Raw genomic sequence first — 9,335 nt, forward strand, 5'->3', positions numbered from 1 at the left:
CCTAAAATTAAAACTGCACGTTTTGGTAAGATAAAAGATCCTTCTTCAATTGATTCGATTGTACCAACTTGTCCTGCGTTAACACCGCGTGTTACTAGAGCATGTGAATCTTTTTCTAATTTTATGACCTCGAGAATTTTTTGATCTGGAATTTGTATTAAACATGAATCTCCGATATTTACTTTAGTATCTGAAATTGTTGAACGTCCATCATGAAACCCAATCTGCATTCTACCTTTACTGATAGTTGTTTTGCTTGTAACTCTAACTAATTTTTTTGATTTTTCTGATTCTTTAATTTGTAATGGTTTTAGTAGTTTTCCTTCCATTGGAACCATTCTGTATATCTCTGGTACATTTTCTAATTCAACTACATCCATTAATCCAATTGCATGATGGAGTGATTTTCTGACTACTCCGTCGATTTTTACTTTACCGGTGTAAATTGAAGCCTTGGCTTCTCTTAATGTCGTTACAATTTTTAAAATATCTCTGAGAAAAATTGCAGTTGGTACTGAATACTCTTTTTTGTGAGGACCTGGTCTTACTGTAATTGCAAATCTCTTATCTTTTCTTGTAATTCCCCAAAACTGTGGAGCTAATTGTCTTTTGAGTTTTTTACTTCCAGATATGCTTACCATTATTTTTCAACTTCCTTTTTTTGATTGTTGGTCCCTTTTGTTTCTTTAGATGCACTTTCTTTCTTTGGGGTTTTTTCTACTACTGGTTTCTCACTAGATTTCTTTCCTTCCAATTTGGCAATTCGCCATTTATCATCAGTGTTCAAACCAGTAACCACAAGATTTGATGTGTGGATGTAGATATCGAATTTGTCTCCTTTTGTTTTTTCTTTTTTGACCCCTTCAATTGAAACGCTATTTTTTTGTGTTGATACTTTTGCAATCTTACCGTCTACTCCTTTGAATTCCCCTCTGACAATTTTTATGGTATCTCCTTCTATTACTCTAATACTTCTTTTACCATATCTTTTACGGAGTTCTTCTGATAATGGACTTCCTAATTGTTTACTTCGTGTATGAAATGTTGCACGATAAATTAAATTATTACGTGATTTTGTTGGTTTCATTTTATACCACCATTGATGCTAAGTTAGCTACTCTTGGCCATTTTTCTGAAGCTTCTGCTGCAACTGGTCCCTTGATGTCAGTTCCTTTGACTTCTCCTTCAGGAGTAATCAAAACAGCTGCATTGTCTTCAAAGCACACTCTTACACCGTTTAATCTACGAACTGCATATTTCTGTCTAATTATCACTGCACCATACACTTGTTTTCTTAGCTCAGCAGGGCCTTTTTTTACAACAACATTACAAAAGTCACCTACTGATGCTGCTGCTAATTGAGCATGTCTAGTATGATGTCTTTGCACCATTACTATTTCTAAAATTTTTGCACCCGTATTGTCTGCACATACTATTTGTGCTCCGATTGGAATTGCTTTAGTTACACGAGGACGGAATTCTGCTACTCCTTTACCTGCTTGTTTTGCCATTATGCTTTAACCTCTACTACTACATATGATACTGATTTTGAAATTGGTCTGCATTCAGCAGTCAATACATGATCACCAGTTTCAACATCAATGCATTCAGGAACATGTGCATGAATTGTATTTTTACTTCTTGCATATCTTTTGAATTTCATATAGTAAATTGGTGATTCTTTTTGTAATGTGATAGTTTGTTTTGCTTTGTTGCTTGTAACTTTACCGTCAAACAGTTTTCCTCTTACTGATAATTTACCATGAAATGGACAATGTGTATCTGTACATTCTCTTTCAGGTGCTTTCACTTTTAATCCGATATTGAGAGTCATACTCTTCCTCCTATCCTGTCATGCGGTCTTTTTGAAATTTTTGAACCTTCTAAAACAACATCTTGGTTGTTTATTGAAAACTTCCAAACATTATTTGATTTTGTAACCATTTTACTTCCATTTACTGTGCTCATTGTAAACATCGATTTTGTTTCATCAGTTATTGTTCCATTTAATCCTATGATTTGTGGATTGGACGATTCTATAATTTCTATGCGTAATCCAATTAATTCATGTGATGTTAAATTATCTGATGTGATCATTTCTTCTTCAACTCATTTACTCTTGTCATCATTCTTGCAATGTCGTGTCTTAGTGGTTTTAGTTTTCCACTTTCTTTTCTTAAAGTACCTTTTGAACCATCAACTCTTAATTTTGCAAGTTCGCTTCTAGTCTCTTGAATCTTGCTTTTCAGATCTTTTTCATTTAATTCTCTAATTGTTTTCATACTTAATCGGGTCATTACAATAACTTGGCCTCCTCTTCTTCAAGTGTTTCTAGTTCTTTCATCTTCTCTTCTTCCATTGCAATTTGTTCTGATTCGGTTCTTGCTTTTCTTTCTTTTTCAGTTTCATCTCTCATCTTACCTGTATCTGCATCTTTGACCTGTTTTGCTTTCTTTGGTTTTTGAGTTTTTAATTCAAACTCTGGAACATATTTCTCATTTCTTGCAATTCTTATTCTAATTCCAATTAATCCCATTGCAGTTTCAACATGTGCAATATCTTCATCAACAATTACTTCTGCATGATGACCTGCTCTTGGCAAAATTCCAGCAGTATGTTTCTCAAAAGCAGAACGATCTCCTCGTAATTTACCTGAAATTGTTATTTGAACACCCATGGCACCATTTTCCATAATTTGTTTTAATGTCCACATTGTTGCCCTTCTAAATGCTGTACCTCGCTCTAGGTGAGCTGCCATTCTATTACACATTACACTTGGTGAAAGCTCTGGTTTGTCAATCTCCACTACTGATATCTGTGGATTCTTTAATCCAAAATCTGTTGCAAGTTTATCTGTTAACTCTCTAATTCCTGAACCTTTTCTTCCAATGACAATGCCTGGTCTTGTTACATGAAGTGCAACTCTTGTTCCAGTAGGTGTTTTTGAAATCTCTGCATGTGAAAATCCTGCATCTTTAATTGCAACTCTAAGGTAATCTTTGAGAAGCATCATATTGTAATTATCTTTGATTACGTTTTTTACTGCAGACATGTTATACCTCCTGTGCCACCAATTCTACATGTGTCAACACATTGTTTTTTGGACTGGCTCTCCCCATTGCTCTTGGTGTGAATCTTTTTACTATTGTTCCTTTGTGTACTGTAGCATTTACAATTCTCAATCTATCTAAATCCATTCCTTTGTATTCTGCATTTGATTCCAAATTATCCAATACCTTAATGAATTCTTTAACTGTTTTTTGTGGATAACGTCCTGACATCATTCCGGATCTGATCTATGTCCTACTTGATTGTTAAATCTTCTAAATGCGATTGCTCTTTGTTTTGTAATGACTGCTTGAAGATAATCTCGAGCTTTTTCAATTGAGAGTCCTTTAATTGCAACTGCAACTTCACGAGCATGTTTGTGTGAGATGTCTTTTTCTCTTAATGATGAGCGAACATGTTTTGTTGGGTCAAAATTTTGAAATGCGTAATTAAATCTGCCCATGATAATCACTTTAATGGTACGTAGAGACTGGATCTCGATGCTCCGACACCTGGTGCACCGTGTGATACTCTTTTGTTTGTAATTACATATTCTCCAAGATAATGACCAATCATTTCACTCTTTAATAAAACAGGAGTGAATTCTTTTCCTGAAAAAATATTGACTGTAACGCCTACCATGTATGGTAAAATAATTAAATCTCTTAAATGTGTCTTAATTGGGTTTTTTAGTTTTCCTGCTTTTGCTGATTTTATCTCTTCGATTAATTTTCTTTTATCATCTGTAATCCCTCTAGTGAGTGATCGTCTTTGTCTGGAATTAAAAATTTGGAATAGTTTCTCTAGAGACATATTGTCTAGTTCCTCTTTTGGCAATCCACGATATAGAAATTCTTTGACCATCTTATTTCTCCCTTAGTGTTGTTGAATTTTTGTTATCCATATTATAGCATTCCTATCTTTGTGGCTAAGTCTCTGGCTTTTTCTGTAGTTTCAAATTGGACAAATGCTTTTTTGCCATAAATTGTTCTTGCTGTGTTTACGCTGATAGCTTTTTGATTGTATAGTGCATCTACTGCTTGAATGATATCTGGTTTACTAGCTGATCTGTCTACTATGAAACAAATCTTGCTTTCATTTTCAACCATCGCAAATGTTTTTTCTGTTATGTATGGTTTCAAAATGATTTTACTTGCTTGATCTACATTCATCTTGTTTTCACCATTACTTCCAAATGAGTTGATTTTATTTTTGCAATTTCTTCTAATGCTGCTTTTGAATATATTGTTAATCTAATAGGATCTGATCCTGGTGCCAAGTCTAACACACTCAAATCTTTGACTGCTCTGGCTTCTACTCCTGGTAATGTACCACACGCTTTGATTATCTTTGATGCATCTTTTGTTACAAACAATACGCTCTTTCCGACTTTTTTACTTCTTCCTCTAAGTGAAGATTGACCTGTTCGTGGTTTTCGTGATTGTAATCTTTCAACATCTTTCATTAGTTTAAGATCTTCTAATAATTTTGACATTTGACTTGCTTTTGAAATATTCTCTACATCGTTTGAAATAATTATTGGAAATGATTCTATGCCATCTACTTTATGACCACGTGATTTTACCAAATCTTTTGATGCAGTAGCTGCTATTGCAGAACATAATGCTAATTTGTTTTCTTTTTTGTTTAATTTCTTAAAAATTACCTTTTCTACTATTGGTGGATGAGCTTGTCTTCCACCTCGTACTGATGCAACACCACCTGCTTGACCTTGTCTTCCACCACCACCACCTTTCATCTTTGCAATACGTGCTTGATGTTGTCCTGTTGGTGGATCATTGGATCTTGCTACAACATCCATGCCTGCAGTTGGATGTCTTCCTTGTGGCTGGAATTTATGTGAAGTTAGATTTGTAAATGCTTTATGAATTAATTCTGGTCTAAATGGTGTAGAAAATATCAATGGTAATTCCACTTCGCCGTCTTTAGTTCCAGTTATTGTAAATGCAGTAGTTTTCATTAAATTACTACCTCCAAAATATTTGGTTTACTGATTTTTACTGGAGCATTTCTTATTTGACTTCTTAATTTGATTAGTCTTCTATATGTTCCTGGTACTGAACCTTTTAGAATAATAAAATCTCCTTTTACCAAACCAAAATGTTTGTATCCACCATCTGGATTTATTTTTATTTGATTATTTTCCGTATTTCCAATTACCATAATTTTTTTATCATATTCTGTTCTTTGATGAAATCCCATCTGTCCTGCTCTTGGTACTGAATACATGACACTTGCTGGAGAAATTGGACCTAATGAAGCAACTTCTCTAACTGTTTTTCTTGATTTGTGTTGTTTTTTCTTTACCCCAAATCTTTGTATGACGCCTTGCCATCCTTTGCCTTTTGTAATTGCAGCAACATCAATTGTTGCACCTGTTTCAAAAATTTGATCGATTTTAATTTCTTTTCCTAATAATTCTTTTACATGTGCAAATTGTTTTTTTACATCTCCTCCACTGACTAAGGCTTCAAAGATGTATGGTTTTTTCTGTTCTAAACCTGCGGCTCTAGGTGATACTGCAACTATTGCAAAAATCTCTTTTACTCTTCCAAGAATTTTTTCTGCATTTTCAAGCGCACCTTCTTTATTTTTTAGATTAATTTCTTTAGAGATACTTTTTGGAAATTCATTTGCATAAACATCAAATTCTGCATGTAATCCATAATGATCTTTAGAATATCCCCTAATTCCTAATATTGAAACTGGAGGTGTGACTAAAACCGTTCCGAGACTAACAAGTTGTTTTCCTGCATTTGGAGTTTTATCCCTGTCATCTATAGTGACTAATTGAACACATCCTGCTTTGAAACCACAATGTGCAAGAATTTTTGGCTCATCTGAATTATTTGTTGGCCAAGTCCTGATACGTGCCTCCATACTTTTAGCACGTCCTCTAGGATAGTATGCTGCACTTCCTCTACGTGGTTGAGCGTATTTTCTATGTCCCATGGATAAATCGAAATCGTCTTCACCCGTCTAATAAACCATGTGAGACATGGTTAACTTGTTAAAATTTGAAGGTTAACGAACTATTTCAAAAAAACTATGGTCTAATTATGTTATTAACAAAATTCCAAAGAGTAATGCTGCCAATAATTACACCAATTACTCCCAATCCTATTGCTAAAATTAGGAAGTTTCTTTTTTCCGCCATTTTTTAATTGATACTATAAGCATTAATTATTGATAGTGTTCCTAGCAGTGCTTCTTCTAATCTCACTGTTTCTGTTGCTTGATTTGGAAAAAAGTTTAATGTTTTAGCATTTTGAATGTTTTTCATTTTGCCACCTAAAATTTCGTGAACTCCTTTCTCAGGTGAACCAAAAACTACCAAAATTGGTAGTTCTGAGCTCAAATATTTTGTAAGTTGTTCTTTTGTTGCAGTCCTACCTTTTCTTGATGTGATTATTGTATTTCCTCGCCATTCTGTTAACAATGAAAACAAATTCGATCTTTCTTTAACCGTATATCCCCAATAAAGTGGAGTTTCGTTTCTTTGAATTTCTTTAACTGAAAAATCTGGATATCCTGATTTGAATTGTACTGTCACTCTCTTTCCCACGTCAGTTTTTCCAAAAAATGGAATCGCCTCATTAATTCCAACATCTACGAATCGTTTACCTTTGATGCTTATTACTACTCCCTCTCTTACATCACCGATGTTTATTTTTTTAGAATTAGCAGGTGTTGCATGACTTGGAATTCTTAGTGGTAATAACACTCCTGCAAATTTTAACTCATTCATTTTTGGAAATAACCTTCTTCTTAAAAATTGGGGTGTTTCTAAATATTTTAAAATTGTAACAAGTAAATTACCGTCTTCTTTATAGTTGCCTTCTTGATAAACATAAATTGTATCTATTTTAAAAATTGAACAGGCTCTAGCTAATACTGATATCTTTCTTGTCTTGTCAAGTTTTAAAGATTCATCAGATAATGCAGATTCTGGAATTGCGATAGATATTTTCAATGTAATTTAATCTCACATCTGATTTTGATATTTTACTTTGTTCCGTGAGGATATTTTTCTTTAGCAGTTTTAGCATATTTTGCTATTTGTTCATCTGATACTAGTTCAAACAAACCTGATTTTGTTTTAATTTGTGCCATTCTAATATGACTTGTGCCTTCTTTATCTTCACTTGATAGATAAATTGCAGCAGATGCTAATGCTGATGCATCATCTAATGATAATTCTTTGTTGTAAGTTTTCTCTAAGAAATCTGTCACTTGGTCTGATCCTGATCCAATTGCAATGGCATCATATGAAATGTATGTTCCACTTGGGTCTGTTAGATAAATTTGAGGATTATTGTTAACTACTCCTCCCAAAATTAACGCTACTCCAAAAGGTCTTACTCCTGCATACTGTGTAAATTGCTGACATTGATCAGCTAAATGTTTTGCAATTGTTTCAACTTCAACAGCTTCATCGTAAATCATTTTATTACTTTGGGAAAAGAATCTTGCATTGTCTACTTGACTTCTTGCATCTGGAATATATCCTGCGGCAGCTACTCCTACATGATCATCGATCTGAAATATTTTTTGAGCAATATCTGTAATCTGTAATTTTCTTGGTTTCTCTTCAACTGCAATTATGACTCCTTCTTTTGATTTGATTCCAACTGCAATGGTTCCTCTTCTTACAGTTTCAATAGCATATTCTACTTGATACAATCTACCATCTGGTGAAAATACTGTAATTGCTCTATCGTATCCTTGTTGTGCTGGAAGCATTTGATATCAGACCCTTGAAAGTTTAATTTAAGCTTTGGTTCTCAAACCTGCCATGAGATTTGAAATACAATTTTCTGGCCATGAAAATATACGTTCAAATCATCAAAAAACAATTGAGATCACAAAAGAATCTCATCTGACTCCCAGCGGAGATTGTATAATTGGAGTTAATGCAACGACAAGTTGTGCTGAATTACCACTTTCATTAAAAAAGAAACTACAAAATCCTAACTCCAAAGTGACATTATCTATTAAGGTAGGCTCATACGAGTTTAATGTAGAAGGAAGAGGTCATGAAAATCTTAGCCTGACCCATCTTGAAGATATTGTAATTCGAAAAAGTGATTTTGTATGCCCTAGAACATTGGCAGTAAAATGCGATAAGGCCTCAGATCTTATTCCACGAGAGATGATCCTATTACTACAAAATCCAAAGACTAAAGGAATCTTTACTATAATAGTTGATTAGATCTGTGAGTATTTTATATGATTACATTCAAGCAAAGATATGGGCCTGAAAACAAAAATTTTCATTTTAATTCCATTGATTATATTTGGTGCACTAATCTTTGGAACTGCATTATATATGGAAATTTGTAAAAATTCAAGTCTTACTATTATAGACTGCTGATCTAATTTAGAACTAGTTTTCATTTATTTTTCTGCTTTAGTTAAATCTGATTTAGCAAGAATTTCTTAAACTATGAACATGGATGTTTTTTATGCAAAAACCAGTTATTGAATTACAACTTGCTCAGCAACCTAGTGATGTAGATCTAAAAAGACTACAAGAATATTTCAAAGAAATGCCACTTGATGATATTTTATCTGGTTTAAAATTTGCCAAAAACAGGTGGTCTGCAAAAGATGCTGGAACATTAAAAGTTGGAAGGAAAAGTATTATTCAAAAAGAAGTGCATTCAGTTACGTTTGAACAAGCACAATGGAGACTAAAAAATTGGAAAATGATGATTGCCAACTATCGTAAAAGAGGATACAGCTATCCTACAATCTCTAGAATTAAAAAAATTTTGATACAAAAGAGTAAAAAGAAAATTAAATAGTATCTGGATTATTTTATTAAATTAAAACATCTGATGTTCTTCTTTGAGTTATCTCTTGCTTTAGATTGTCTGGAATATCTGGAATTGATGATTGTGTCTGTCCTGCAATTATAGAATGTGCTTCCTCTAAAATTGCTAGTGTGTCTGAATTTGTGGTGTTTCCTACACTCATCAAGTCATTTCCTTGAATTGAAGAACCAACCATAACGTCTCCTAATATCTGTGACAAATCTTCCATAGATGATGTAGCTTCTGGCATTATTCCACTAAGTGATGGACTTAATCCCTTGATCAATGACATACATGGACTTAATGTAACCACCACATCTCCAAGTTCTGAAACCGTGTTAAGTCTTAATTGAATTTGTTCCATTGAAAGTTTTGCACCACTTACCATGTTTTTCATTTTTCTAACTTGAACAAGTTCATTTGCATATGCTTGAGCATATGCATTGTTGT

Annotated in this window: 18 protein-coding genes; 2 read left to right on the plus strand and 16 right to left on the minus strand. The window is 33.5% G+C overall.

What is annotated here, in order from left to right:
* The 15 genes from BG20_RS09110 to BG20_RS09175 form a co-directional block, all read right to left on the minus strand.
* Positions 1-641: 30S ribosomal protein S4e (locus tag BG20_RS09110; protein ID WP_010194281.1), on the minus strand; the 641-nt coding region annotated here is incomplete at its 3' end.
* Positions 641-1,087, minus strand: a complete 447-nt coding sequence (rplX, locus tag BG20_RS09115; protein ID WP_010194282.1) for a 50S ribosomal protein L24 — start codon at positions 1,085-1,087, stop codon at positions 641-643. The genes BG20_RS09110 and rplX, both read right to left, overlap by 1 nt.
* A 1-nt stretch (position 1,088) precedes the next feature.
* Positions 1,089-1,511, minus strand: coding sequence for a 50S ribosomal protein L14 (locus tag BG20_RS09120; RefSeq protein ID WP_007401544.1), 423 nt, complete (start codon positions 1,509-1,511; stop codon positions 1,089-1,091).
* A complete protein-coding gene (locus BG20_RS09125; RefSeq protein WP_007401545.1) occupies positions 1,511-1,834 on the minus strand; it encodes a 30S ribosomal protein S17 in 324 nt (107 codons plus the stop codon). The genes BG20_RS09120 and BG20_RS09125 overlap by 1 nt, the downstream gene beginning before the upstream one ends.
* A complete protein-coding gene (locus BG20_RS09130; protein ID WP_010194283.1) occupies positions 1,831-2,097 on the minus strand; it encodes a ribonuclease P protein component 1 in 267 nt (88 codons plus the stop codon). The genes BG20_RS09125 and BG20_RS09130 overlap by 4 nt, the downstream gene beginning before the upstream one ends.
* Entirely contained in the window at positions 2,094-2,297 is a 204-nt protein-coding gene (rpmC, locus tag BG20_RS09135) for a 50S ribosomal protein L29 (RefSeq protein WP_007401547.1), read from the minus strand. Before rpmC ends, BG20_RS09130 begins: the two co-directional genes overlap by 4 nt.
* Positions 2,297-3,052 (minus strand): 30S ribosomal protein S3, encoded by a 756-nt coding sequence (locus BG20_RS09140; protein WP_007401548.1) that lies wholly within the window; start codon positions 3,050-3,052, stop codon positions 2,297-2,299. The genes rpmC and BG20_RS09140 overlap by 1 nt, the downstream gene beginning before the upstream one ends.
* A 1-nt stretch (position 3,053) precedes the next feature.
* Positions 3,054-3,284, minus strand: a complete 231-nt coding sequence (gene rplV / locus BG20_RS13425) for a 50S ribosomal protein L22 (protein WP_238527588.1) — start codon at positions 3,282-3,284, stop codon at positions 3,054-3,056.
* The gene (locus BG20_RS13430) at positions 3,281-3,511 is read right to left on the minus strand and encodes an uL22 family ribosomal protein (protein ID WP_238527589.1); all 231 of its coding nucleotides are present in this window, start codon (positions 3,509-3,511) and stop codon (positions 3,281-3,283) included. The genes rplV and BG20_RS13430 overlap by 4 nt, the downstream gene beginning before the upstream one ends.
* 5 nt (positions 3,512-3,516) lie before the next feature.
* Positions 3,517-3,912, minus strand: a complete 396-nt coding sequence (locus tag BG20_RS09150) for a 30S ribosomal protein S19 (RefSeq protein WP_007401550.1) — start codon at positions 3,910-3,912, stop codon at positions 3,517-3,519.
* A gap of 41 nt (positions 3,913-3,953) precedes the next feature.
* Positions 3,954-4,220 (minus strand): 50S ribosomal protein L23, encoded by a 267-nt coding sequence (locus tag BG20_RS09155; protein WP_007401551.1) that lies wholly within the window; start codon positions 4,218-4,220, stop codon positions 3,954-3,956.
* On the minus strand, positions 4,217-5,029 hold the full coding sequence (gene rplD / locus BG20_RS09160) for a 50S ribosomal protein L4 (protein WP_010194286.1): 813 nt from the start codon (positions 5,027-5,029) through the stop codon (positions 4,217-4,219). Before rplD ends, BG20_RS09155 begins: the two co-directional genes overlap by 4 nt.
* Positions 5,029-6,021 (minus strand): 50S ribosomal protein L3, encoded by a 993-nt coding sequence (locus BG20_RS09165; RefSeq protein ID WP_010194288.1) that lies wholly within the window; start codon positions 6,019-6,021, stop codon positions 5,029-5,031. The genes rplD and BG20_RS09165 overlap by 1 nt, the downstream gene beginning before the upstream one ends.
* Positions 6,022-6,229: 208 nt before the next feature.
* A complete protein-coding gene (locus tag BG20_RS09170) occupies positions 6,230-7,042 on the minus strand; it encodes a putative RNA uridine N3 methyltransferase (RefSeq protein ID WP_010194290.1) in 813 nt (270 codons plus the stop codon).
* Between the two features lie 32 nt (positions 7,043-7,074).
* The gene (locus tag BG20_RS09175) at positions 7,075-7,812 is read right to left on the minus strand and encodes an archaeal proteasome endopeptidase complex subunit alpha (protein ID WP_010194293.1); all 738 of its coding nucleotides are present in this window, start codon (positions 7,810-7,812) and stop codon (positions 7,075-7,077) included.
* 52 nt (positions 7,813-7,864) lie between these two features.
* Between BG20_RS09175 and BG20_RS09180 the strand changes: the two genes are divergently transcribed.
* The gene (locus BG20_RS09180; protein ID WP_048097196.1) at positions 7,865-8,281 is read left to right on the plus strand and encodes a DUF371 domain-containing protein; all 417 of its coding nucleotides are present in this window, start codon (positions 7,865-7,867) and stop codon (positions 8,279-8,281) included.
* Positions 8,282-8,534: 253 nt separating this feature from the next.
* The gene (locus BG20_RS09190; protein WP_010194307.1) at positions 8,535-8,876 is read left to right on the plus strand and encodes a hypothetical protein; all 342 of its coding nucleotides are present in this window, start codon (positions 8,535-8,537) and stop codon (positions 8,874-8,876) included.
* Positions 8,877-8,892: 16 nt separating this feature from the next.
* On the opposite strand, the gene BG20_RS09195 is transcribed toward BG20_RS09190, so the two are convergent.
* Positions 8,893-9,335 (minus strand): Snf7 family protein (locus tag BG20_RS09195; RefSeq protein WP_010194308.1); only part of this gene is annotated, 443 nt, incomplete at its 5' end.

The sequence above is a fragment of the Candidatus Nitrosarchaeum limnium BG20 genome, assembly GCF_000241145.1.
GTDB classification, from domain to species: Archaea; Thermoproteota; Nitrososphaeria; order Nitrososphaerales; family Nitrosopumilaceae; genus Nitrosarchaeum; species Nitrosarchaeum limnae.

Excerpts from the sequence above, each read along its gene's own strand:
- rplX (WP_010194282.1), bottom strand. The coding sequence starts at position 1,087 with ATGAAACCAACAAAATCACGTAATAATTTAATTTATCGTGCAACATTT.
- BG20_RS09120 (WP_007401544.1), bottom strand. The coding sequence starts at position 1,511 with ATGGCAAAACAAGCAGGTAAAGGAGTAGCAGAATTCCGTCCTCGTGTA.
- BG20_RS09125 (WP_007401545.1), bottom strand. The coding sequence starts at position 1,834 with ATGACTCTCAATATCGGATTAAAAGTGAAAGCACCTGAAAGAGAATGT.
- BG20_RS09130 (WP_010194283.1), bottom strand. The coding sequence starts at position 2,097 with ATGATCACATCAGATAATTTAACATCACATGAATTAATTGGATTACGC.
- rpmC (WP_007401547.1), bottom strand. The coding sequence starts at position 2,297 with ATGACCCGATTAAGTATGAAAACAATTAGAGAATTAAATGAAAAAGAT.
- BG20_RS09140 (WP_007401548.1), bottom strand. The coding sequence starts at position 3,052 with ATGTCTGCAGTAAAAAACGTAATCAAAGATAATTACAATATGATGCTT.
- rplV (WP_238527588.1), bottom strand. The coding sequence starts at position 3,284 with ATGATGTCAGGACGTTATCCACAAAAAACAGTTAAAGAATTCATTAAG.
- BG20_RS13430 (WP_238527589.1), bottom strand. The coding sequence starts at position 3,511 with ATGGGCAGATTTAATTACGCATTTCAAAATTTTGACCCAACAAAACAT.
- BG20_RS09150 (WP_007401550.1), bottom strand. The coding sequence starts at position 3,912 with ATGGTCAAAGAATTTCTATATCGTGGATTGCCAAAAGAGGAACTAGAC.
- BG20_RS09155 (WP_007401551.1), bottom strand. The coding sequence starts at position 4,220 with ATGAATGTAGATCAAGCAAGTAAAATCATTTTGAAACCATACATAACA.
- rplD (WP_010194286.1), bottom strand. The coding sequence starts at position 5,029 with ATGAAAACTACTGCATTTACAATAACTGGAACTAAAGACGGCGAAGTG.
- BG20_RS09165 (WP_010194288.1), bottom strand. The coding sequence starts at position 6,021 with ATGGGACATAGAAAATACGCTCAACCACGTAGAGGAAGTGCAGCATAC.
- BG20_RS09175 (WP_010194293.1), bottom strand. The coding sequence starts at position 7,812 with ATGCTTCCAGCACAACAAGGATACGATAGAGCAATTACAGTATTTTCA.
- BG20_RS09180 (WP_048097196.1), top strand. The coding sequence starts at position 7,865 with ATGAGATTTGAAATACAATTTTCTGGCCATGAAAATATACGTTCAAAT.
- BG20_RS09190 (WP_010194307.1), top strand. The coding sequence starts at position 8,535 with ATGCAAAAACCAGTTATTGAATTACAACTTGCTCAGCAACCTAGTGAT.